This window comes from Pedobacter sp. JY14-1 (assembly GCF_029269825.1).
GTDB lineage: Bacteria > Bacteroidota > Bacteroidia > Sphingobacteriales > Sphingobacteriaceae > Pedobacter.
Genome location: NZ_JARJHU010000005.1, coordinates 610737 through 636038, shown reverse-complemented (window position 1 = coordinate 636038; position 25302 = coordinate 610737). Strand labels below are relative to the sequence as shown.

Genomic DNA, 25302 nt, shown 5'->3' with positions numbered 1-25302 from the left:
TTGGGTAATTTATGGTTATTAATCGTGTGTTTACTGAAGTTCCTGTATGGTCTTGTCTATATACTGCACTGCTTCGGTTTTACCCTGCATTGCCTGTTTAAGCTGGCCCATTAGTTTTGTGACATAATTGTGAATGCCATATTGTTTGTATTTCAGGCCAAGTTGTTTCGCCGTATCGATAATTTGTCTCACCGTAGCCATATCATCCGTGCGCATGGCCATGGCGAGAAAGGCTGGAATGGTGCTCACCTGGTCCTGAGCGCCCATTGTGGAAAATCCTGAGACTACAAAGGGAACTTCCGCGGTACCTCCAGATTTGGCGTATACCTGTATAATGGCCGACGTCAGCTGTTTCTTATGGTCTTTTTCCAGTTTCTTGGCTGCATCCAGTGCCTCCTGATCATTCTGCATAGCAAGGCCCATCAGGCCTGCCGCCTGCACTGCATAGCTCTGGCTTTCGAGCGACTTACGGAACAGCGGCAAGTCTGCAGCATCTTTACGCGCACCCAGCAGTTCCAGTGCTTTAGCCTTAACGATGTTCGATGGGTCGCCCAATGCCATACTGCGCACTTTAGGGAGGGCGGCATTCAGGAGTGCTGCATTTTCGAAGTTTATTGAGTCGAGTGCCAGCAGCCGCAATGCATGGTATTTGTCGTCCAGCGCCCTGATCAGGAGCTGCCGGCCTTCCGCGGTCTGCTGTTCTTTTCCAGCAGCGGTTATGGCTTCCAGGCGGTCTGTGTATAAAGGCGCACGGGCATATTGTACTGCAAATTCGGCCAGGCCTTTCTGGTCCTCCTTCTGCCAGAGCGTGATCTTGCGGGCGTCTACATTGACGAGCTCAGGTTTTGCCGGCGCATCAAAGCTGAAAGTTTGTTCCCTTTGGTTAGCTATTATCGAAAATCTCTTTTTACTTCCTCCTGAATACAGGTCAATGTCCAGCGGAAGCGTAAAGACCTGGCCTTGCTGGATTTGTTTCAAGGTTACTTTCTGGGATTTCGACGAGGCATCCCAGTTGTAACTGATCTGCACCTGCGGATGTCCTGCCTGGAAATACCATTGATTGAAGAACCAGTTGAGGTCCTGTCCGCTGGCTTCTTCCAGTGCCAGGCGCAACTGATGGGCCTCGCCGTTTCTGAAAGCATTCTGCTTCAGATAGATGTTCAGGCCTTTGAAGAACACGGCATCGCCCAGATAACTGCGCAGCATGTGCAGAATACGTCCGCCTTTCTGATAAGAAACCGCATCGAACACTTCTTCTTTATCGCTGTAGTGAAAACGCACCAGGTTTTTCAGGACATCCTTTTCAGATCCCAGATATTGCTGCATGTCTTCATAGTTGTGCTCATCTGCCGCATCTTTTCCATACTTATGCTCTGCCCAGAGTACTTCGCTGTAATTCGCGAACGATTCATTTACAGTCAGGTTGCTCCAGCTTTCAGCGGTCACGTAATCGCCGAACCACTGATGGAACAGTTCATGGGCGATAGTACTTTCCGCCTGGCTGAAATGCTCGTCCAGCATTTCCCTTGGCGTGCGCTGTACGAAATCGCCGTGCAGTGTAGCGGTTGTATTCTCCATGGCCCCGCTCACATAATCACGCACCACGATCTGGCTGTATTTGTTCCAGGGATAATCTACGCCCAGGAGTTTGGAAAAATAGCCGATCATTTCCGGGGTATTCCCAAAGATTTGTCTTGCATAAGGCGCATAGGCAGGCTCCAGGTAATAGTTGACTTCTTTTTCTTTCCACTTATCTTTATAAATGCGAAAATTACCTACAGCCATCATGAACAGATACGGCGAATGCGGTAAGTCCATTTTCCAGGTATCGGTGCGTGTGCCGTCTGCATTTTTGACCTGACTGGCCAGTTTTCCGTTAGATAGGGTCACATATCTGGCCGGTGCGGTAATGCTGATCTCGGCGGTGGTCTTCTGGTTGGGTTTATCAATCGTCGGGAACCAGGCCGATGAGGACTCGGTTTCGCCCTGCGTCCAGATCTGTACCGGCTTGCCTTTTACGGCACTGTCCGGGTTGATGAAATAAAGTCCTTTTGCATCGGTAATGGCTGCACTGCCCTTTGTCTTCAGTTCATCCGGTTTCGCGGTATAGTCAATGAATACGACATAGTTCTGGCCCGGGGCAAAGGATTTGCCCAGCTGTATGCGCAATTGTTCCTGGTCATAGCTGTATTTGAGCTGGCGGAGTGTACCGCCTTCTACCAGAGCCACCGAGCGGATGTCCATCCCCTTGGCATCAAGCGTGAGGGAATCGGTCGCATAGGCATAGGGTTTCAGGGTCAGCCATTCCTTACCGATAAGGTATTTTTTTGTGTAATCGAACTTTACCTGCAGTTTGGTATGCACCAACGCGTTGATCTTAGTAGCCGTACCACGGTATGCTGTACTGTCGGCTGTTTCCGGTCTTACAGTCTGCGCCTGAAGGGGCAGGAAGGCAACTGCGGTGAATAGGAAGGTGAGGGCGGTTCTGTTCCAGGGTCTGCTCATAAGGTATATAAAAGCAGGCAATTTAAGCAATAGTTCAGTATATCTTTATTTTTTACCCCCAAAACATGAGTTCCACTTTTAAAGTTTTATTTGCCGCTGGTCTGTGTACCGCGCTTTCCCGTAACTGCCGAGACAGAATAAGGCCTGTCTGCTTCAGTAGTGCCGCGCTGCTTGTTCGGTGTGGCAGACATCTCGAGGTCAAGCGTACCGCCGGCCACGATGTCGTTATAACTGATCCAGTTGCGCGAATGTTCCTTTCCGTTCAGCCTGGCCGACTGAATATAGACATTTTCCCTGCTGTTGGCCGGTGCATTGACCACGAACTTTTTACCGTTTTCCAGGGTGATGGTTGTTTTGCGGAATACCGGGCTGCCCAGTACATACTGGTCGGTGCCGGGGCATACGCTGTAAAGTCCCATGGCGCTGATCACGTACCAGGAAGACATCTGGCCCTGGTCTTCATCTCCAGGATAGCCCTTTTCAGTGGCATTGTAAAGCTTGTCCATAATGATTCTTACCCTTTGCTGGGTCTTCCACGGTTCTCCGGCGAAGCAATACAGGTAGGGCGCATGCTGTACCGGCTGGTTGCCGTGGGCATACTGGCCCATGTTGGCGTTGACCATTTCGGTCATTTCATGGATCTCCTGTTTATAGGAGCCCACTTTAAATTTAGAATGCATGGTAAAGAGGCTGTCCAGTTTGGCATTGAACTTTTGGTCGCCACCCATCAGCGCGATCAGGCCCTTTATATCATGGAATACCGACCAGCTGTACTGCCAGGAATTGCCTTCTGTAAACGGCCCGCCCCATTCGATCGGGTCAAAACCGGGAATCCATTCACCAGATGGCTGACGGCCGCGCATGAAGCCCACCGAAGGATCGAATACATTGAGGTAATTGTACATCTGACGCTCATAGATGTTCATGAAATGCTGGTTGCCGATAGCTTTGGCCAGGTTATAGGCACAGAAATCATCGTAAGCGTATTCCAGCGTCTTGGCTGTGCTTTCATGCACCTCGCCAAGCGGAATAAAGCCCCGGGTATAGTAATCCTTCCAGCCTTCACGGCCATTGGATCCCCCGAAAGGCCCCTTGTTGGTACTCTCATGGTAATAAGCTTCCAGGGCTTTTACCGGGTCAAAAGTATGGATTCCCTTCACCCAGGCATCTGCCAGGAGGCTGATGGCATGGTTGCCCAGCATCACGCCGGACATACCTGGGTTTGACCAGGTCGGAAACCAGTCGCTTTGCTGCTGAGCATCCAGCAGCGACTGCATATAACGTCCCTGCATTTCAGGATGCAGAATGTTGTTGAGCGGAAACTGCGCACGGAAGGTATCCCAGAATCCGTTGTCGGTATACATATAGCCATCATGGATCTTTCCGTCGTAGGGAGAATAGTAATATGGCTTACCATTTTTTCCGGTCTCGTAGAACTTCCTGGAGAACAGGTTGGCCCTGAACAGACAGGAATAAAAGGTTTCCAGTTCTTCCCTTGTGCTACCTTCTACCAGCACCCGGCCCAGTTGTTTGTTCCAGATGTCCGCTGCGGCGTATTTAGTCTGTTCCAGTGTTTTCGCCTTACCGAGTTCCCGCTCCAGGTTGAGAAGTGCCTGTTCAGGGCTGATATAGGAACTGGCCAGCCTGACCTGCACTTTTACCCCTTTTCTGAACTTAAGGTAAGCACCTGCGCCGTCACCGCTTGCCGTCTTCTGGCCGGCGGCAGTGGTATTGTTTTTGTTTTCCCAGGTGCCAAAGGCTTCAAAGGGCTGGTCGAATACCATGACGAAATAGCTCCTGAAGTTGTCCGGGATGAAACGTCCGTTATTGACCCAGCCGGTAATGGTACGTGTTTTTGGGTCGATCCTTACCTCACTCGCTTTGGTATAACCGTCGAGTACCAGGTAGGGTTCTTGTCCGGCGGGATAGGAGAAACGCAGGTGCGCGCCATGTTCCACCGGAGACATTTCCGTCACCACACCATTGTCAAAGCCTACTTTATAATAATGTGGTTTGGCAGTCTCGTTGGCATGTTTAAACGGTAGCCCGCGCTCATTTTCATTTACCTTTAGTTTTCCGATGCCGGGCATGAGGGAAAATACGGCATAGTCGCCCATCCAGGGACTGCATTGGTGTACTTGCTGGAAGCCGCGTATGGTTTTTGCGGCATATTGATATTTCCAGCCGTCGCCGTTCTTACCGGTCTGCGCAGAATAGAAATGGGTAGCGAAGGGCAGGCCGGTAGTGGGATAGGTGTTTCCGTAGGAAAGCCCCCAGTGGGAATCGGTGCCTTGCAAAGTATTTACATACTGGACCAGGTCTCTCTGCTGCGCTTTGGCGGTATAGCCGAAGGCCAGCGCCAGGACCAGTGCCGTTTTCAGGAATGGCTTCATGGGTTTAAGGTTGCTATTTGGTGTTTACAGCCGAAAGATAGGGCGAATGCGCCTTAGTTACAAGCTTGTTCACTTGTTTTACTATCTTTATGGGTTGAATAATATAACACAAAAAACCAGACACACTTTTTTAACCTAAAATCATGAAGAAATTATTTGCAATCTGTGCGCTCCCTTTGTTTCTCTCTTGCTCCAGTGTGAAACAGGACCAAGGTGGAAAATGGATCAGCCTGTTTGACGGCAAGACCCTGAACGGCTGGAAAAAGAACCAGAACCCACAGACATTCAGTGTAGAGAACGGCACGATCAAGGTTGCCGGACCAATTTCGCACCTGTTTTATGACGGATCGGTAAAGCAGCACAATTTTAAGAATTTCGAATTTAAGGCAATGGTCATGACCAAACCAGGTGCCAACTCGGGCATTTATTTTCATACTGCATTTCAGCAGGAGGGTTTTCCAGATAAAGGCTATGAGGTGCAGGTGAACAACTCTCATGGCGACTGGCGCCGGACCGGAAGTCTTTATGGGATTAAGGACGTAAAGGAAACCTATGTGAAGGACAATGAATGGTATGAAGAGTACATCATGGTCAAAGGCAAGGACATTACGATCAAGATCAATGGGAAAACCGTAGTGGAATTCACTGAGCCAGAGGAAATAGGCAGGAAGAATGCCGGTGGCAGGGCAATTTCCAGTGGAACTTTTGCCCTGCAGGGGCATGACCCGGGCAGCGTGGTTTTTTATAAAGATATTAAGGTAAGGCCGCTGGCCGATTAAACAATGTTTTTGCCTTTTCGAGGCAATTCTTACGCAATCGTTTGTAATTTATTCAGTGATTTTTGCTGTGTAGATAATCAATCGATTGCGTTTTTGTTTTAGTTTGTGTCTGGATGAGTGTTTTTTCTCTGTTTCAAGTGTTTTTCTGGGATTTTTTGTTGTTGTTTGGGTTTTTTGTGGAGTTAACGAATGGAATTCGCAACCGTTTGTGTGAATGACGTCGGATTTATTAATGGTTTGGTGCTCTATATTGTGTTGTGAACAGGTAACGCCTGCTTTATTTAACTAAACTTAAAAAAACCAAACAATTTATGAATGTAAAACTCTACAATCGAACAGGAGGTTTTAAGCTGTTTGCGGTGCTTGCTTTTTTCCTGCTGGCTTCTGCTGCTTATGCCCAAACGAGGGTGACCGGAAAGGTAACTGACAAAAGTGGTCCTGTGCCCGGTGTGACGGTCCAGATTAAGGGTAAAACTACTTCGGGTACGATCACAGATGCACAAGGCAACTATGCATTGCCAGCCGGAGAAAATGACGTGCTGATCTTTAGAATGCTGGGCTACGAGATCAAAGAGATTGCGCTGAAGGGCAGGACTGATCTCAACGTAGAAATTGCGGAGTCTCAGAATGGCCTGGACGAGGTCATCGTGACGGGGTATAAGAATATTGAGCGCCGGAAGGCCACTTCGGCAATCTCCAGTATTACCGGTAAGGAAATTGAAAATCTTCCGGCAGCCAGTCTGGATGTATTGTTGCAGGGTAAGCTTTCAGGAGTCAATGTACAGAATTTTACCGGGCAACCAGGTGTCAAAACATCACTGGTCATAAGGGGGAATACCAAGATATCTGCTTCATCTGACGGGTTTGATGGCGATAACCTGTACAGCAATCCACTATATGTTATCGACGGTATCCCAATCTCTGACGATGAGGTGAGGGCTTTTGATCAGACCGGTACCAACTTCCTGGCCAGCCTCAATCCAAACGATGTAGAATCGGTAGATATTCTGAAGGACGCATCTGCGGCCGCCATGTACGGATCCAGGGCTGCGAACGGTGTGGTACTGATCAAAACGAAACGTGGTCAGATCGGTGCGCCCCGCATTAGTTTCAATATGTATCAGGGTTATACCGCAAAGCCGCAAAAGGTGTCCACGCTGATCGGTGCCGCCGAACGTCGCCAGAAGATGGACCTGATCTATAATTATGGTACCGACGCACAGATCGCCAACAATATACCCATTATGCTGACGGATAGTCTGAATCCGGCTTTCAATAACAATAACAATTACCAGGACTTGTTTTACCAGTCGGGCGCCATCCAGAATTATGACATTTCCGCATCGGGTGGATCAGAGGTTGTCAATTATCGTATCGGTGCCGGATTGTATGATGAGAAGGGTGTAGTGCTGAATACGGGTTATAAACGATATTCGCTGAACAGCAACGTAGGCATTAACTTTTCAAAGAAACTCGAGCTGATCACCAGTATCCGGGCCTCTACAGGTAAGAGATTGAATGGCAAAGGTTCTACATTTAGTGGAAATAGCCGGCCGTCGCTGTACAGGGATATCTTTACCATCAGCCCGATATCAATGCCTTCTTCATTGTTGCAGATGTCCGAAAATGATCTGGAAAGCATACTCAATCCTTATGCTTACCAGCGAAACGACAATATTAACACGGACATCAGTGCCAACGGTGAGTTACGGTACAGCTTTCTGGAAGGTTTCCGGTTGAGCAGCAGGGGAGCGATCAATTATTCTACCAATAAGAACGATTACGCTACGCCTTCTATCTTGTCTGACGACGGACGGGCATTTGCCAGGTCTAATTACAGTCAGTATCGTAAATATGTGCTGACAAACAGTTTGTTATGGATAAAATCTATCGGAGAAAAGCACAACCTGAACGCGAACTTTGTGCAGGAATTTGAAAGCCGCAGAAATGAGGCTATTTATTTGTCTGGTTATGGTATCCCGAATGATAACATTAAGGTGGTTAAAGGTGTGGCCAGTGCCGACCTGAGCGGTTACTCCGATCTGTCTACCTATGGAAAGCTTTCTTACCTGGGTTCATTTCATTATGATTATGCAGATAAATATCTGTTAGATGTAGTATGGCGTGCTGATGCTTCTTCAAGGTTTGGAAAGAACAACAAGTGGGGGTATTTCCCTTCCGCCTCTTTGGGCTGGCTGGCATCTGAAGAGGAATTCATTAAAAAGGCAGATTGGATCAATGAGCTGAAGTTAAGGGGAAGCTGGGGAAGGGCAGGAGATGAAAGTAGTATTGGTGATGTAGACCGTTACAATGCCTATCTTTCCGGTAATGCCAATTATGCAGGTTCCGATGCCACTACTTATGGTGGTGGCACTGCGGTCATCCCTAATTACAATGGCATTACCAACGATGATATTACCTGGCAGCAATCCGAAGAGTGGAATGTTGGTATCGATGCCGTGCTTTGGAAAGGAAGGCTGAGTGGCTCGGTCGACGCATATACCCGAAATACGACCGGACAGATGCTGAGGATACTCATCCCGGAATATACCGGGTACACCAGTACTTTTACCAACGCTGCAGGGGTGCGTAACTCGGGTATTGAGTTTACGCTGAATGCCAGAATGATGCCGGAGAAGAGTGCCTTTCAGTGGAACCCCTCGCTGAACATGTCGTTTAACCGCAATATGGTTACGGAACTGCCCAATGGTAACCGGGACTTGTATTACGGCAATGCCGTATATGTAGTGGGCAAACCGCTAAATATGTACTATGGTTATATCGTAGACGGGGTGATCAACTCGGAAAGTGACCTGATCGTAAACCCGTACACGGGAGCAGTGGGCTCTACCAAATGGGGTACGCTGGGCCTTGGCTATCCAAACTGGAGGGATGTGAACGGAGATTATATGATCTCAGACAATACCGGGGCGCAGGACCAGACCTTCTTTGGCGATCCCAATCCTTTTGTAACAGGTGGTTTTACCAACTATTTCAGCTACAAAAACTTCTCCGTACAAATACTGACCACCTTCACGTTTGGCAGGGATATTATGAACAATACACTGGCACAACGGCTCTCTAACGGACTCTTCTATGGCAGTGCTTCTGATTTCGCACAGGCATCCATTACCGATATCAGCCAGTATAACTACTGGAGACAGGCTGGTGACCATGCCACGCTGCCTGCGCTGAACCCTTTTATGGGGCTGTATGCATGGCGAAGCGGACAGTCGCTCTTTAAGGAACCAGGCTGGTACATCCGCATCAAGAACATTAACCTGGGCTACCGGTTTGAGGCGCAGAAACACAAATGGATGCAAAGCGCGAAAATTAACGGGCTGAGGCTTTACGGGACAATTGACAACATTGCTATGTTCCAGAAGTTTTCGGGCATTGATGCAGAACGTGTAGATGGCCAGGGCTATGATTACGGCGACGGTTATCCGCTACCGACAAAATATACACTGGGTTTGCAGGTTGAATTTTAAATGGGGAAAAAATCATGAAAATATACAATATCAAATACAAAACCCTTGCCCTGGTGGTGGTGCTGGGCATGTTGATGGGGACAGTAGTTTCCTGTAAAAAGGCACTGGAAAACGAATTGAGCAATGATACGTATGCAGATTCGTTTTGGAAATCAGAAAATGATGTGCAGTCCGCTGTATTGGGGGCTTACGGGCTTTTCAGGAAGAGTCTGCACCAAAACAGTTGTTTCTTTATCTGGGGTGATGTACCAGTAGGGATGTTCAATTCTGATCAGGGTACACTGGCGACCAATCTGGTCACTACGGGGAGTTTTACGGTACCTTACTGGGAAGAGGGCGCACACAACTGGACGAATTGGTATCGCGTAGTGGATGCCAGTAATCTGGTCATCGAAAATGTAAACCGGATGTCTGATGATGTGTTCTCAAGCCCGCAGGCAAAGAATGCATATCTGGGCGAAGCTTATTTCCTGAGGGCAATGGCTTATTTTTACATGACCAAAGTATGGGGCGATGTGCCTTTGCAGCTCACGGCGACGACATCCGCTGACCAGGCCCAGAAGCTTGGACGTACCGAAGCAGCTACGATCATTAAACAGGTAATTGCCGATGCACAGAAAGCTTCCTCACTACTGACTTTTGAGCAGGCCAGCACCTATCAAAAGCGCCGGGCGAGCAAGGGAGCCGCGCTGGCTTTGCTTGCACATGCAAGTGCCTGGGCCAATGATTATACAAAAACAATCGCTTATGCGGATTCGCTGATCAACCGTACAGATCTTTATCATTTGCAACCTCAGGGAGCGATACTGGACGTATTCAGTCAGTCGGCCGCTCCGGAGAATATATTTGTGCTTACGGCGAAAAGTTCTGACAATGAGGCTGCTGCCTATACAGATTACATATTTACCGCCAATGTGGCATTTCTTACGGTGAGCTCGGAACAGAAGGCGGGGATGCCTTATAATCCTGCTTACTACTATGTACCTGTAGAAATGACCAATACACTCTATGAAAGTGGTGATGCACGCAAAACGGAGTTTTTTTATGAAAGCAATGGTAGCGGTACACTGAAACAGAAGCTTTCGCTGAAAAAGTATGCGAATATCGCTTACAAGAATGCGGCAAGTTCGGCCAATCCGCTTGCAGAGAGTAACCTCGTGATCTTCAGACTTGCAGATATGCTGCTGCTGAAGGCAGAGGCTTTGAATGCCCTCGGAAATGACCAGGAAGCTATTGCTGCGGCACTGCCTGTAAGGACGCGCGCGGGCGTAGCGGGATTTGACATCAGTACGGATTATGGTTCTGCATTGAAAAGAAAGATCATGCAGGAGCGTGAACGCGAACTGGTGGGAGAAGGACACAATTATTTCGATGTGGTGCGCAATGCAGTGAATTCAAACAGTCCTGCTTTTTTCGGACAGATCATCGGTTCATGGTCTATGTCTGCAGACAGATACAACCAAAAGGGATACCTGTGGCCGATTGCAAACTCAATCCTGAATGCCAACCGGCTGATCAGCCAGAACCCATGGTGGATGGGTAAATTGTAAGGTTTAATAAAATAGGAATAAACATGAAGAAATTAATAAATAGTGCATTGGTAATGACGACCATACTGATCGCTGCAGCTTCCTGTAAGAAAGACGCAGTGGTTAACGGAGGGCTGAGCCAGGCTGAAGTGAACATGACAACTTATGACTACCTGAAGTCGCACCCAAGGCAGATGTTCGATACGACGCTGATGATCATAGATAAGGCGGGTATGAAGGACCTGATCAACGGACCGGGGACTTTCTTTGTGCCCAATGATTATGCAATTGCCAATTACCTTGCCATTAAGCAAGCGGAGGCCAGGAGCACAGACGAACGCAATAACTTTACACTGGATTCGCTGCTGAACTATACCCCTCAGATGCTTCGGGACTCTATGGGCATGTATTTTTTCCAGGAACGGATTACCCGGGATGTGCTGAACAGTGCCGGTAAGGACTACCAGACAAGTACACCCGGCATCAGCCTGAACGTGGTGCTGGAGGAACGGAATGAATACCAGCAAGACGGGGTCATCAGCACAAAACCGAAATATATTTACCTGGTGAAGGTAAGGGGACAGAAGGATATTTTCAATAACAGCGATTATACACATACAGATCCCTCCGGCGATGAGGACCTGGAAGATGAGATGACCATTTGCCAGACGACTGGCATACTGACGACCAATGGTGTAGTGCATGTACTGGCCAATTATCATAGCTGGATATTCAAGCAACAAGACTAATAAGGTGATTACTGATTTAAACTGAACTAGATATGAAGACCAATATTAAAATATATCTGCCGCTATTGTTGCTGCTGCTTTGCGGGCTACTGTCCTGCAAAAAAGTTACGGTGGGCTTTCTGAGTGAAAACCTGAGGTATGCCGCAAACCCGCTGACTGTGAGTCAGGGGGTATTCCTGATCTCTAACGGGCTGATCACCGATGATTCCACGCCGCCGCTTAAGGTTACTTTACTGGACGTACGGCATAAGGAGACGGGACTGCGGGAAGCATCCTTTTTTAAGCAATACAATGTAAATGTTTGGAAACAGGCCTATAACCCACTGACGGATACTACGCTGGAACTAATCAACGCAAAACGAGGTGTGGAACGGAAGGAACCGCTGACTGTGCTTGAGCGCAGTGGGCAACTCATGTTCACTCAGGCAACAGACAGTGTACCAACGGGCGAGTACTTAATTGACCTAAAGGTAGAAAACCCGAATGGAACGAAGGTATATACCGGCATTACCAGTATCGTGATCAACCCGGTAAAGCAGTATGAATATGTAAATACACCCTATTTCCTTGCGCTGCCGGTAAACAGTGAGACGGCGGTCAGGTTTCCTTATGATGATCAATGGGTGAATGAATCTGCCGGCCAGTCTACTAATGTAAAGCTGACCATCCGGAAGGTTGCCAATACACCCAACCAGATCGTACTGAAAGTGATCGACAAAAATGGTGCGGTCTTTCCTGGGGCGGCGCTGGAACGCAGGCCAAGCGGCAATACTTATCTGAAAACGCTATCTACATTTGCTTATAAGACAACGGTGACCGATACAGCAGTGTTGTATGACTATGCGCAAACCAGGTTCCCGGATGTATACTGGGATTCGCAGAGCAATGGGTTGAACTGCTATTACCGCATTTATGAAAAATGGATCGCTTCGATCGATTATGCAGATGCAACAAGCTGGAACCCGCCAAACCTACCCAAATACCTGACTTATACTGCCCAGCCGGTGAAGATCAATATCAGGTTCAATACGAAGCTCAATGTACCCGGGAAGTACATTTACGAATTGAAGCTGATGGTTACCAAAAAGTAATCACGCACTACAAAAACGAAGCGGCTGTTCCATAAACTGGGACAGCCGCTCTTTTATTTATGGAGCAATATCTAAGGAGCAATGTGCCTGAATTCTGCCTCATGCTCCACATATCTTTTGAGCAGGGTGAACTGATTTTCTGCCCGGCGCAGATTGTGGTCTTCGTATCTTGCTCCATAATAAACGTCGTTTTGGAGATAGTCGGTCAAAAAGCGAAGTGCCTGCATGAAAATCAGAAAGCGGCCGGCATAAATGAAGCTTGATCTTTCAATATGGGTCATGATGTCACCCATTTCCTCAATATAGCCTTCATAAATGGCCTTAAAATAATCCGGACGAACCTGGACTTGCGTGGTGTCCTGTTCTTCCTCGCCGGCTGGTGAAAGATAAGTGCGCATCATATCGCCCACATCGCTGATGAAATAACCAGGCATTACTGTATCCAGATCGATGACGCAAATGGCTTTGTTATACTTATCAAATAGTACATTGTTGATCTTGGTGTCGTGATGGACGACACGGAGGGGAATGCGGGAATTGGCGACGATGTCGTTAAAGACATCGACAATATGCTCGTTTTTCCTTGCAAATTCTATTGAGTTTAATGCTTTGGACATCCTTTCCGGACCAGCGGTCTTGCAGGCCTTCAGAAATTGCCTGTAGCGGAGGTTCAGATTATGGAAATCGGGAAGGGTTGCATTCAGCCGTTTGGCATCAAAATCGCTAAACAGCCTGCTGAAACGTGCGAACTGACGGGCAGCCTCAAAGGCTTCATCAGGTTTCCCCGCTACATTAATGGCGTGGGTGCCGTCAATGAACGGGAAGAGCCGGTAATGATCACCATCGTGAACCACCAGGGTTTCGCCAGATAATGCCGGCAAAGGAGCGACAAAGAGATAACCAGGATACGTTTCTGCTACATGTGCCTTAAGCATCCTGAGGTTTTTGTCGATTGCTTCAGGGTGCTTAAATACTGCCTGGTTCACGCGTTGCAGGATATAGGTGCGGGAATCTGTACTGATTCGCCAGGTATGGTTGATCAGACCAGCTCCGTATGGTTGAATGACTGCATTCTCCTGACTGATCCCATATAGTGGCAATAACTGTTCGGGCATCTTTTTCTGTGTGAGTCTTTTATACTTTACGTAAACCTAAAAAATAAAACCAGTTAATGGATATGCAAACGATTGTGTAAAAATCAAAATAACAGAGAGGGGTGTAATGGCTATTTTCAACCTGTCAAACTAAACGATTAAATATATACTAAATAAGGACAGTCATATGAAGAGACGTGAATTCTTAAAGAGCACAGGACTTACAGCTGCAGGAATTACACTCGTACCCGGGCATGAACTTTTTGCGAAAAGAACCGCGACCAAATTAAAGGTGGGACTGATTGGTACAGGATTGAGGGGGCAGAATCATCTCGCGTTGCTGCTGGACCGGGATGATGTGGAGCTGATTGCTATTGCTGATGTAGACCAGCGGATGCTGAACACAGCGAAATCAATGATCACTAAAAGCGGCAAGCCAATGCCGAAGGTATTTACCGGAGACGATTATGCATGGAATAAGCTGCTGGAGGTGAAGGGACTGCAATCTGTGCTCATCGCCACACCCTGGGAATGGCACAAGCCGATGATCATTGCTTCACTTCATGCCGGGCTTAAATATGTTGCTACCGAGGTAATGCTGGGCATCACGCTTCAGGACCACTGGGACGTAGTTCACGCTGCGGAACAGCATAATGCCCATGTCATGATGCTGGAGAATGTGTGTTACCGTCGTGATGTCATGGCTGTTCTGAATATGGTCAGGCAGGGAGTTTTCGGTGAACTGATCCATTTGCAGGGCGGCTACCAGCATGATCTGAGGGAGGTGAAATTCAATGACGGGGTTAAACCTTATGGAGGCGGTGTGGAGTTTGATGAAAAGGGCTTTTCGGAGGCACGCTGGCGTACCAACCATTCAGTGCACCGTAATGGCGACCTATACCCTACACACGGTATTGGCCCTGTCGCCAACTACATTAATATTAACCGGGGTAACCGTTTCCTGAAACTCAATTCCTTTGCCACGAAATCCAGGGGGTTACATAACTATATTGTAGATAAAGGTGGTGCAGACCATCCGAATACAAAAGTAAATTTCAGGCTTGGTGATATTGTGACGACCACGATTGACTGTGCCAACGGTGAAACTGTGATCTTACAACACGATACGAATCTGCCCAGGCCTTACTCACTCGGCTTTAGAGTACAAGGTACGCATGGCCTGTGGATGGACGTGAATAAGAGTATTTACGTGGAAGGTATCAGCAAGCCGCACCAGTGGGAAGATGCGAAGGCGTGGCTGGAAAAATATGACCATCCGCTGTGGAAAAAGTATAGTAAGGATGCGGAAGGGGCCGGGCATGGTGGCATGGACTTTTTTGTGATACATGCCTTCATTGAATCTGCGAAGCGTGGTGTCGCTACACCAATGGATGTATATGACGCTGCAGCCTGGAGTGCAATAACTCCCCTGAGCGAGCAGTCTATAGAAATGGGTAACGAAACGGTAGAATTCCCGGATTTTACGAGTGGGGCCTGGATGACCAGAAAGCCTGTCTTTGCATTAAACGACGATTATTGATCGGTCTTTCCAGACTCAATAAGCTGGGACTCTATAACGATATTGTAATAGGCGGCGGGTTGCTGATCGTTCCTGTCCTTTCTGGATAGCAGGTCCAGAAGAACTTCGGTAGCCCGTTGTCCCTGAAGATAGGGGAACTGTTCTACCGTAGCTACGGGTACATGCTCAATGTAGTGGATGAGCGGCAGGTTGGCATAACTGACAATTTCAGGTTTTTCCTGTCCGGTCAGGTTAAGGGCGCGCAGGTGCTTCATGATAAACAGCGCAATATAATCGTTAAAAGTAACAATGGCCGTTACTTTTCGCTTATGGTTCAGCAGCGTATTCAAAGCACCTGACGCTCCGGTTTCTGTAAGATCACAATTAAGTACAAGCGTGGGGTCAAATTTAAGCCGGTTTTTTTGCATAGCCTTAATATAACCCTCCTTACGCTCACCGGAGGCAAACAGGGTCTTTGGCCCGTTGATCATGCCAATGGTACGATGGCCCTTTTTGAGCAGGTAATTCACCGCTTCGACGGTCCCGGTTTCAATATTGCAGGAAACCGAGTGGATATTAGGCAAGGGGGGGATACGGTCAAAGAAAACGACGGGTATGTCATATTTCTGAAGTCTCTCGAAATGGTCGAAAGAACTGGTGCTTTTGGCTAGTGAAACCAGTAGTCCGTCAATCCGGTTGTTTTTCATTTTTTCTACCAGTTCCCGTTCTTTTTTTTCGTCATCATGAGACTGGGCCAGCAATACTGTATAGTTTTTTTTATAGGCGGTTTCCTCAATAGCCGTAGTCACAGCGGAAAAAAATGCTTCTGACAGCTCTGGAAGAATGACACCTATAGTAAATGTTTTCCCCATCTGGAAGAAAATTGCGCTCTGATTGGGCTCATAGTTAAGGTCCTCTGCCATCTTCTTTACCTTTTGCCTGGTCGTGAGCCCTATGGTAGGATGGTCGTGCAGGGCTCTGGATACAGTAGATACCGATAAACCGAGGTTTTTAGCAATTTCTTTCAGTGTGGGTAGTTTATTGGCCATACGGCAAGTTACTACAATTGCAGGATTTCGACAAGCGTTGCCTGTGAGATGGGTTTGATATAAAAATTACTCACTTGTGGATATTCGGCTGCTTGCGGGCGTCGTCTACAATAAACATGGAAGGTAATCGCTTCATGTTCATATGATATGGATTTTAAATCTGGTGCCTTGCCCTGGTGTACTGTCTATGTGTATACTGCCACCCATGGCATCAATCTGGTTTTTGACCAGGAACAGGCCGATACCCCGTGCATCTTCATTGCCATGAAAGGTTTTGTACATGCCGAAGAGTTTATGCCCGTTTTTTTCCAGATCGATCCCCAGGCCGTTATCCTCTACTTCCAGGAGATAGCTGCCGCCAGATGCCCGGCAACGGATACGGATCCTGAGCTGTCTGCTCCGGTCACGATACTTAATGGCATTACTGATGAGGTTAAGCAGTATGCTTTCGAAATAAGCCGGATCGTAGTTTATATTTAGCTCAGGGTCCGCGTCGATATTGATCTCCGCTCCTGATGAATGTATCGATTGCGACAATACGGTGGTCACTTTTCTGATCTCACTGTGTGGATTGATGATTTTTACATACCTGGCGCCGGTATCTGAGATCTTGATCGTGTCGTTGAGATGGGACAGCGTTTCCTGCAGGTTAGTGGCATTGGTATGCAGCATACCGAGCAGTTTTTCCTTCTCTGCTTCATCTTTTTCAAAATCCAGGACCTCCAGGAGCATCTGGATATTGCCGGTATGCGATCTGAGATTATGGGAAACAATATGGGCAAAATTCATCAGGCGGTTGTTTTGTTCTCTGATGATACCTAGTGTTTGTTCCCTTTCTTCTTCCAGGATCTTACGCTCATGAATGTTCGCAAAGGTCCCGAGCATATATACAGGTGTATTGCCATTCCATTGGACGACTTTTCCCCTGATCTCTATCCAAAGCCATTTTCCGGAATCATGGCGCATCCGGCATTCGGCCGCAAAGTATTTTTTTTCCCGGTTGAAGCAGATCTGCAACTGGGCATTGAAGACGTCCATGTCCCTGGGATGGAGCAGCCGCTGCCAGTTCTGTAGCATTTCACCCTGTATGGCTTCATGATCATAGCCGAGGATATCCGCAGCCCTTTTGTTGCAGGTCATGAAACCGGTCTCTATGTTCCATTCCCAGGTGCCTACCCGGGTGCTCTTAATGATATTGTCGAGCTGGCGCAGTGTATTGACCTCATCGGTCACATCTTCCAGCGTGCCGAATGTGGATGTACATTGTCCCTGGTCATGGCAGGCATTGACCCTTATTTTTACCCATTTGTAATTACCTTTTGCGGTGCGTATCAGGAAGTTGCCGGTCTCAGGTCCCGCGGTTCGGATCACCCGGTCTATCATTTCAGTAAGCTGCCTCTGGTCCTGGTAAAAACTCAGCGTGATCTCATATACAGGATTGAAATCTTCCGATACTTCGTAAATGTCCCTGATGACCTCGTTCCAGAACACCTCTCCGGTCTGTAATTTTCGTTCCCAAATTCCAAGTCTGGCCAAAGGTGTTACCTTTTGATAAAGTTCCAGTCTGGTCTGCATTTTCTGATGAAGATGTAAGTCTGTTGAATTAGCGGAAGATAGGAAGTTAAAACCAAATAATGTCAAAAAAATTGATGAGCTTGTTAAAATCACTTAATATCAGTCAAAAATCTTTGGCTATCCTTGAATATTAAATTAAACCTGCTGATACACAATGAAACCAAAGACATTTTCGCTTATTAAAGGGCTTTTTGCCTTGATTTTTTTTGTGGTGTGGACGTTGCATGAAAGCGCCCTCGCACAGAACAAGACCATATGGGATGACAAGCCTGCACGGCAATGGATGACAGATGCCTATCCAATGGGTAACGGCCGTCTGGGAGGAATGGTTTTCGGCGGACTGCACCAGGAGCATATTCAGTTTAATGAGATGAGCCTCTGGACTGGAGATGAGCAGGAAACAGGTGCTTACCAGGCTTTCGGCGACATCTATATTGATTTTGCAGGCCTGGATTCAGGGCTGGCGGTACCTGGGGATTATAAAAGGGTACTGAACCTGGGGCAGGCCATACAGACAGTTAGCTATACACTCAGCGGTATTCCCTACAAACGAGAATATTTTTGCAGCTTTCCTGACAAGGCTATGGTGCTCAGGTACACTTCGGGCACAAAGGATGCTTATTCGGTAAAGATCAGGTTAAAGGATGCGCATGGCGCCGTAGTTGCAGCCTCCGGGCTTGGCCTGCAGATCGGAGGAAGACTTGAAAACGGGCTTACCTATCAGGCCAATCTTGGCGTGAAGGTAGAAGGCGGTACACATATTGTAGAACCGGACGGCAAAGGAGGCTTTCAGCTGAATATCCGCAATGCAAACGCTTTTACCGTATTCCTGACAGCCGGAACCGATTACAGCAATAAGCGTGGCCAATTCTGGCGTGGCGCAGCGCCCGGTCCTAAAGTGAAAGCAGCACTCGCGGTGGCGTCATCCAAAAAATATGAGGTTTTGAAAGCTGCCCACCTGAAGGATTACCAGTCGCTTTTCGGAAGGGTCTCGCTTAGTCTGGGACAGACGGCTTCTGCGCAACAATCGTTACCTACTTATAAGCGTCTCGCGCAATATAAGCAGGCGACCGACCATGGACTCGAAGAAATGCTGTTCTATTACGGAAGATACCTGCTGATCAGTTCTTCTCGAAAAGGCGGCTTACCGGCAAACCTGCAAGGACTCTGGAACAACAGCAATACGCCGCCATGGAGAAGCGATTATCATTCGAATATCAATATCCAGATGAATTACTGGCTGGCAGAGCCGACGAACCTTTCTGAATGTCATTTCCCTTACCTCGACTATATCAATAGTATGCGCGAGGTTAAAAAAGCCAATACCCAGAAGGAATACCCGGGTAGAAGGGGCTGGACCGTGAAGACGGAGAACAATATTTTTGGCGGAGAGAGCTTTTTGTGGAACACACCGGGCAGTGCCTGGTATGTGCAGGATGTATGGGAACATTATGCCTTTACCAAAGACCTGGTTTATCTGAAACAATATGGGTATCCCTTGCTGAAGGAAATATCGGAATTCTGGGATGACCACCTGAAAAGACGCCCTGATGGCGTGCTGGTAGCGCCAAATGGCTGGTCACCTGAACATGGACCCACAGAAGACGGCGTCAGCTATGACCAGCAGATCATCTATGATTTGTTTACCAATTATATTGCCGCCGCTGACGTGCTGAAAGTGGACAAAGCTTATCGTGACCATATAGCAGACCTTAGGGCACATCTGCTGGGACCTAAGATTGGTAAATGGGGACAATTGCAGGAATGGGAGACCGATCGGGATGACCCGAATGACAGACACAGGCATGCCTCACATTTATTTGCGCTGCATCCCGGAAAGCAGATCAGCACGATAAAGACGCCTGAACTCGCTAAGGCGGCAAAGATAAGCCTGGAGGCAAGAGGCGATGAGTCAACCGGCTGGTCCATGGCCTGGAAGGTTAATTTCTGGGCCAGGTTACAGAACGGCAATCACGCTTACCGGATTATACAGAACTTTATTAAACCTGTAGGTGGCAGCGGTGTAGATTACAATGAAGGCGGCGGCGTATACGCCAATTTACTTTGTGCGCATCCGCCATTCCAGATCGATGGGAATTTCGGTTATGTGGCTGGTGTAGCAGAAATGCTGCTGCAGAGCCAGACCGGAGAGCTACAGCTCATTCCGGCCTTGCCGGATGCCTGGGCAGACGGGTACGTAAAAGGACTCCGGGCCAGGGGTAATTTTGAAGTTACTGATCTGCAGTGGAAGAGTGGCAAGGTCGTTTCCGTTACTGTGAAATCACTTTCCGGAGGACCCTGCATAGTCCATAGCCCAAATGCACTTAAAGCAGGTTTTGCGGTCAAACAGACTGGTAATGCAGATGACCATGTTTACAGGTTCAATACCCAGGCAGGCAAAACTTATAAACTGAGCGCGAACTGATGGGCCAGCCGGGTGTGAAAATTTCTTCACGCTCCGGTTTCCCGGGATTAATTGACGATATTGGTGATCAAACCAAATTATGATCACTGTGAAGCAACTTTACTGTATCCTGGTCGCGGTTATGATGGTGTACAACGCCGCGGCCTTACATGCTGCTCCGATATCAGGTCCCGGGAACCTTACAAGTACTCCTGCAAAAACCTACAGCGCAGACATTGTTATTTATGGCGGCACTTCTGCTGCGGTAACTGCCGCGGTTGCCGCTTCACGCGCCGGTAAATCGGTCATCGTGGTCTCACCGGACAAGCATCTCGGCGGACTTTCGTCCGGCGGCCTTGGCTTTACCGATACGGGAAATAAAGAGGTAATCGGAGGCTTGTCCAGGGAATTTTACCACCGGGTTTACCTGCATTACCAGCAAGACAGTGCCTGGAAGTGGCAGAAGCCCTCCGAATACGGCAACAAGGGACAGGGCACCCCTGCAATTGATGGAACCGAAAGGACGATGTGGATATTTGAACCCCATGTTGCTGAGCAGATTATGGAGGATTTTGCCCGGGAGTATAAACTTGATATACGCCGCGATGAATGGCTGGACCGGAAGAAAGGTGTTTCTGTCAAGAACGGCAGGATCATTTCTTTCAGGACTCTTAACCGCAATGTCTATAAAGGGAAGGTATTCATTGATGCCACTTACGAAGGCGATCTAATGGCAGCGGCCGGTGTAAGCTATCACATTGGCCGGGAAGCCAATTCCGTATATGGCGAAACCTGGAATGGCGTGCAGACCGGTGTGTTCCAGCACGGGCACCATTTCAAGCAAGCAGTCGATCCTTACCGTATTTCCGGAAACAAGGCTAGCGGCTTGCTGAAAGGTATTTCAGCTAAAGCTCCCGGAGAAAAGGGCAGTGGCGACAGCAAGCTTCAGGCCTATTGCTTCCGGATGTGCCTGACCAATAAACCGGAAAACCGGATCGCATTTCCAAAGCCCGACAATTATGACCCGATGGACTATGAGCTGCTGGCAAGGGTTTTTCAAAGCGGATGGACCGAACTGTTCGATAAATTTGATGATATTCCCAATAGAAAGACCGATACAAACAACCACGGACCTTTCAGTACCGATTATATAGGTATGAACTATGGCTATCCCGAAGCCTCATATGAGGACCGGCGCAAAATCATCAAGGCACATGAGGACTATCAGAAAGGTTTGTATTATTTTATGATCACCGATCGTCGGGTACCTGCTGCCTTGCAGGAACGGCTGAAGACCTGGGGACTTTCAAAGGACGAGTTTAAAGATAACGGCAACTGGCCGCATCAGCTGTATATCCGGGAGGCGAGAAGGATGGTAAGCGATTATGTCATGACAGAACACGAAGTGCTCGGAAAGCGTAAGGTTGCTGAACCAATTGGAATGGGCTCATATTCACTGGATTCTCACAATACGCAACGTTACGTCACAGAAAAGGGGTATGTTCAGAACGAGGGGGATATTGGTGTTCATCCACCGCGGCCTTACAGCATCGGTTATGGCGCGATCGTTCCTAAAGCCAGCCAGTGTGCCAACCTGCTTGTACCGGTGTGTTTGTCAAGTTCACACATCGCCTATGGCTCTGCAAGAATGGAACCCGTCTTTATGATCCTTGGCGAATCAGCAGCAACGGCAGCGGCGCTGGCCATTGACGCAAATGTAACTGTCCAGGAGGTAAGCTATGGCAAACTAAGTGAAGCCTTGCTGAAGCAGGGGCAGAAGCTGAAAATGTAAAATGAAGATCTTATGTTTAAAAAAATTATACCGCTCGCTGCATTTCTGCTGGCAATGGCTTGCCTGCAGGGATTTCCCTTTGACAATTGGTTTCCAAGTCAAAGGGAAATCTCCGTTGGCGTTCCCGATTATTGCTGGTAATCAGTCGATTTGCTGATGGTCTCAAAAGCGGTCAGGTCCTTTTGAACAGCTTCGATCTTGTTGTACGCCATACCGAAAGCGTCAGATCCCAGGAAGAGGTGCAGTGGGCGTTCTTCCATTTCTGCGACTTTGATGAAAGCCTCGGCAGCGTTTTCCGGATCACCAGGCTGGTTGCCAATAATCTTTTCGTTGTGGATAACCTCCAGATCGCGCGCTTCTTTGAAATCAGCGATCGGGTGTTTTGCGGTGCGTAAAGAGCCCTGATGCAGGAAGTTGGTCTTGAAGTAACCGGGGTAGACAATGGTGGCGCTGATGCCCAATGATTTTACTTCTGCGGAGAGCGCTTCAGTGAAACCAGCTACTGCAAATTTGGTGGCATTATAGATGCCCCAGCCTGGAAACGACCCGAGAAACCCTGCAATAGACGAGATGTTAAAAAATGCGCCTGATCTTTTTTCCCGGAAAACCGGCATTACATTGCGGATCACATTCAGCGATCCGAATACGTTTACATCGAAATTTTCGCGCGCTTCTTCATCGCTTAATTCTTCCAGGGTGCCTAACTGACCATATCCTGCATTGTTCACCACAACGTCGATCGTGCCAAACTGAGCTACAATGCTTGCCACCGCTTCAGCTACGGCAGTGTTGCTCGTAAGGTTTACCTCCAGCGGCAGGAAGCCATCACCCTGATGACCAATCTCGCTGCGCAACGCTTCAGCATCTCTCGAAGTGGCGGCTACCCTATAACCACCAGCGAGTAAATGTTTCACTAATGTTAATCCTAGTCCTTTTGAGGCTCCTGTAACGAGCCATACTTTTTGAGTTTTCATATCTTTGATCATTTTATTGATACAAAGTTGAGGACAAAAGGCCCGCTGGGCCTTATTCAAAACACAGGGATATTTGTGACTTTCAAATATATACCGGAACAGGGGCCTCCTTTCGAAAGACAGAGGGTGAAACGTTTGTCTTTTTTCGGAAGAATGAAGTAAAGGCCGCCTGACCTGAAAAGCCTAAAGCACTACTGATTTCATTGATGCCCCAGTCAGTCTGCACCAGCAGCGACTTGGCCTCATGCAGCAGTCGGTCCTGGATGTGTTCCCGTAGGGTTTTTCCTGTCTGGCCGCGCACCAAAGCATTCAGATAGTTGGGATGTACGTGTAGCTGGTCGGCAAATTCGGTTGCTGTTTTCAACTTGACATAAGCATCCCGCTCCTGTACCCGGAACGATGACTCCAGAAGCGCCAGAAAACGGTAAAAGTGGCCGTAGCTCTCTGGCGGCGTTATACGAGGTCGGTTTTTACCGGCGCGTTTGCTTTCCAGCAGCAACAGTTGCAGTTGCAATAAGATCGCTTGTTTCTTGTCCTCGCTGTTGCCCCGGTCTTCGCGATACATGGTCTCGAAATAGTTGTTGATCTGCTGTGACTGGGTGTCGGTCAATTGGACTACGGCCTTGTCTGTCTCAAAATTTGGAAATTGACGGAAAAGCTGGAGCACATGGTCAGCATCATGCCCAAAATATTCTGGATGCACGAGGCAAAAATGACCCCCGGTGTCGCTAGACGTCGTTTGCCAGGACATGATCTCGTCTGGATGCAGGAACGCAATTTCGTTTGGCCCCATTTCGTATCGGTGTAATCCGATCGTGAGCACGCCGGTGCCGCGTGTCATGTGAAAAATCTTATAGAACTTGCGACGATGCGGCGAAATGTAATCATGGACCGGATAATTATCGCGATTCTCTATTACGAAATAGGCGGATTCGATTGGATAGTGCTGGACATCCAGGAACGGTGCCTGATAGCCGCGTTCAGCAAAGGTTTGCAGGTCGAGGCGTGGAATGCTTGTGTTTTTCATAGCAATAGAGTTTTCTCCTTTGTCCGGTTAAGTCGGGGTGACAGTACAAAGTTCGAACTTATTCTTAATTGCCCGATACTAAGGTTTACTTTTTGGTACGCGCGCTAAGGCTTCAGATAGCGATGTCACGAAATTAATATGCCTACCCTTGTTACTTTCGTATATAAAGTCGTTCAAGCTCTTGCTCGTATATTTTAAGAAATCGCCGATAATGATCAGCGAAACACGATATTGCACGAATTTCTGCAATACCTCTCCTGCCAGTTTGGTCTTGAGATCAAAGAATTTCTCTGAGATATTCTGATCAGGTATAATGATACAATCATAACCCTGATAATATAGATCTCCCAATAAATCCAGTCCGTCCTCAACAGAGGCTAAGATGGTTTCATCTGCGACAATTTCTGCAGTTTTGATGTCATTTATATTATGGGTGACAATTTCCATTCTTAAATGCTGTTAAACAAAAAAGCCACTAATAGTCAGTGGCTTTCGTCGGGGTGGCAGGATTCGAACCTACGACCTCCACATCCCAAATGTGGCGCGATACCGGGCTACGCTACACCCCGAACTGGTATCTTCTTTTTCTCAATAATATCAAACACGCTTCCGAGTGTTTTTTGTCGGGGTGGCAGGATTCGAACCTACGACCTCCACATCCCAAATGTGGCGCGATACCGGGCTACGCTACACCCCGAACTGGTACCTTTGCTGTAGCCTGAATTGCTACGGGACGCAAAGATATAAAAAAAACATATCGACGCAAATAAAATATTGGCGGTTTGCTGCAAAAAAAAGCGGATTTATCCATGTTCTGTGAGCTAGCTTCTCACAATCAATTACTTACCTGTGCTTTTGCCCATAACGCACCTTAAATCGGCAGTTAAGCTCTGTCATCATAGGAATGTTGATGCCTGTTTTATGATTGAGTAGTTAGTATGATAAATGGTTGTACCGGTGATGGCCAAGTTTAGTCCCCACCTAAATAGTGAATGATCCAGGATTAAACCATGATTTGCTCACAAAAGGGTACCTGTTTTGTGAAGAAGTCCCGCAGAAGTTCTGGAGCAATCCCGACTAAGGTAGGGAGGGAACTAAAGCTAAGGTCAGCTCAACCACTGTAAACTCCTGGAACGGTCATTGCTCCGGGTAGGACCGTGGCAAACCCCGTCCAACAGCGCAGTAGCTTCGGAAAACGGGTATCTTTTTCCGAACAGGCTATGCATCTGCTCCGAAGCTGCCCCGGTACTGCTGGTAAGCATGATGGAAGAATGAGATTTGAATAGGAATTCGCTGTTTTTTTTATTTTTTGCTAAAGCGTTTTAAGCATG

17 protein-coding genes and 2 tRNA genes are annotated in these 25302 nt (G+C 47.8%); 8 read left to right on the top strand and 11 right to left on the bottom strand.

Going from position 1 to position 25302, the window contains the following annotated elements:
* Positions 1-30 precede the first annotated feature (30 nt).
* Complete coding sequence (locus P2W84_RS13285) at positions 31-2505, bottom strand: M1 family aminopeptidase (protein ID WP_276090625.1); 2475 nt, start codon at positions 2503-2505, stop codon at positions 31-33.
* 86 nt (positions 2506-2591) lie between these two features.
* Positions 2592-4898 carry a GH92 family glycosyl hydrolase gene (locus tag P2W84_RS13280; RefSeq protein ID WP_276090624.1) on the bottom strand — a complete coding sequence of 769 codons (2307 nt, stop codon included), beginning with the start codon at positions 4896-4898 and terminating at the stop codon, positions 2592-2594.
* 143 nt (positions 4899-5041) lie between these two features.
* Between P2W84_RS13280 and P2W84_RS13275 the strand changes: the two genes are divergently transcribed.
* From P2W84_RS13275 to P2W84_RS13255, 5 genes are all read left to right on the top strand, one after another.
* On the top strand, positions 5042-5677 hold the full coding sequence (locus P2W84_RS13275; RefSeq protein ID WP_276090623.1) for a DUF1080 domain-containing protein: 636 nt from the start codon (positions 5042-5044) through the stop codon (positions 5675-5677).
* Between the two features lie 311 nt (positions 5678-5988).
* On the top strand, positions 5989-9168 hold the full coding sequence (locus P2W84_RS13270) for a TonB-dependent receptor (protein ID WP_276090622.1): 3180 nt from the start codon (positions 5989-5991) through the stop codon (positions 9166-9168).
* A 14-nt stretch (positions 9169-9182) separates the two neighbouring features.
* A complete protein-coding gene (locus P2W84_RS13265; RefSeq protein WP_276090621.1) occupies positions 9183-10718 on the top strand; it encodes a RagB/SusD family nutrient uptake outer membrane protein in 1536 nt (511 codons plus the stop codon).
* 23 nt (positions 10719-10741) lie between these two features.
* Positions 10742-11446 carry a hypothetical protein gene (locus P2W84_RS13260; protein WP_276090620.1) on the top strand — a complete coding sequence of 235 codons (705 nt, stop codon included), beginning with the start codon at positions 10742-10744 and terminating at the stop codon, positions 11444-11446.
* Positions 11447-11478: 32 nt separating this feature from the next.
* A complete protein-coding gene (locus P2W84_RS13255) occupies positions 11479-12537 on the top strand; it encodes a DUF5007 domain-containing protein (RefSeq protein WP_276090619.1) in 1059 nt (352 codons plus the stop codon).
* A gap of 71 nt (positions 12538-12608) precedes the next feature.
* Here the strand turns inward: P2W84_RS13255 and P2W84_RS13250 are convergent, their stop codons facing one another.
* On the bottom strand, positions 12609-13652 hold the full coding sequence (locus P2W84_RS13250) for an aminoglycoside phosphotransferase family protein (RefSeq protein ID WP_276090618.1): 1044 nt from the start codon (positions 13650-13652) through the stop codon (positions 12609-12611).
* 166 nt (positions 13653-13818) lie between these two features.
* On the opposite strand from P2W84_RS13250, the gene P2W84_RS13245 reads away from it, so the two are divergent.
* Positions 13819-15171 carry a Gfo/Idh/MocA family oxidoreductase gene (locus P2W84_RS13245; protein WP_276090617.1) on the top strand — a complete coding sequence of 451 codons (1353 nt, stop codon included), beginning with the start codon at positions 13819-13821 and terminating at the stop codon, positions 15169-15171.
* Here P2W84_RS13245 and P2W84_RS13240 read toward each other — a convergent pair.
* Together P2W84_RS13240 and P2W84_RS13235 are read right to left on the bottom strand one after the other, a co-directional pair.
* The gene (locus tag P2W84_RS13240) at positions 15165-16199 is read right to left on the bottom strand and encodes a LacI family DNA-binding transcriptional regulator (protein WP_276090616.1); all 1035 of its coding nucleotides are present in this window, start codon (positions 16197-16199) and stop codon (positions 15165-15167) included. The two genes, P2W84_RS13245 and P2W84_RS13240, sit on opposite strands and share 7 nt — an antisense overlap.
* 138 nt (positions 16200-16337) lie before the next feature.
* Complete coding sequence (locus P2W84_RS13235; protein WP_276090615.1) at positions 16338-17774, bottom strand: PAS domain-containing protein; 1437 nt, start codon at positions 17772-17774, stop codon at positions 16338-16340.
* A gap of 154 nt (positions 17775-17928) precedes the next feature.
* Between P2W84_RS13235 and P2W84_RS13230 the strand changes: the two genes are divergently transcribed.
* Together P2W84_RS13230 and P2W84_RS13225 are read left to right on the top strand one after the other, a co-directional pair.
* Positions 17929-20199 (top strand): glycoside hydrolase N-terminal domain-containing protein, encoded by a 2271-nt coding sequence (locus P2W84_RS13230; RefSeq protein WP_276090614.1) that lies wholly within the window; start codon positions 17929-17931, stop codon positions 20197-20199.
* 79 nt (positions 20200-20278) lie between these two features.
* Positions 20279-21970 (top strand): FAD-dependent oxidoreductase, encoded by a 1692-nt coding sequence (locus P2W84_RS13225; protein WP_276090613.1) that lies wholly within the window; start codon positions 20279-20281, stop codon positions 21968-21970.
* Positions 21971-22098: 128 nt separating this feature from the next.
* On the opposite strand, the gene P2W84_RS13220 is transcribed toward P2W84_RS13225, so the two are convergent.
* The 6 genes from P2W84_RS13220 to P2W84_RS13195 form a co-directional block, all read right to left on the bottom strand.
* Positions 22099-22944 carry an SDR family NAD(P)-dependent oxidoreductase gene (locus tag P2W84_RS13220; protein WP_276090612.1) on the bottom strand — a complete coding sequence of 282 codons (846 nt, stop codon included), beginning with the start codon at positions 22942-22944 and terminating at the stop codon, positions 22099-22101.
* Positions 22945-23026: 82 nt separating this feature from the next.
* A complete protein-coding gene (locus P2W84_RS13215) occupies positions 23027-23971 on the bottom strand; it encodes an AraC family transcriptional regulator (RefSeq protein ID WP_276090611.1) in 945 nt (314 codons plus the stop codon).
* A 78-nt stretch (positions 23972-24049) separates the two neighbouring features.
* Entirely contained in the window at positions 24050-24418 is a 369-nt protein-coding gene (locus P2W84_RS13210) for a DUF4180 domain-containing protein (protein WP_276090610.1), read from the bottom strand.
* 48 nt (positions 24419-24466) lie between these two features.
* A tRNA-Pro gene (locus P2W84_RS13205) sits at positions 24467-24540 on the bottom strand.
* Positions 24541-24594: 54 nt separating this feature from the next.
* Positions 24595-24668 (bottom strand) — tRNA-Pro (locus P2W84_RS13200).
* 409 nt (positions 24669-25077) lie between these two features.
* Positions 25078-25233 (bottom strand): hypothetical protein, encoded by a 156-nt coding sequence (locus tag P2W84_RS13195; protein WP_276090609.1) that lies wholly within the window; start codon positions 25231-25233, stop codon positions 25078-25080.
* Positions 25234-25302: the final 69 nt, after the last annotated feature.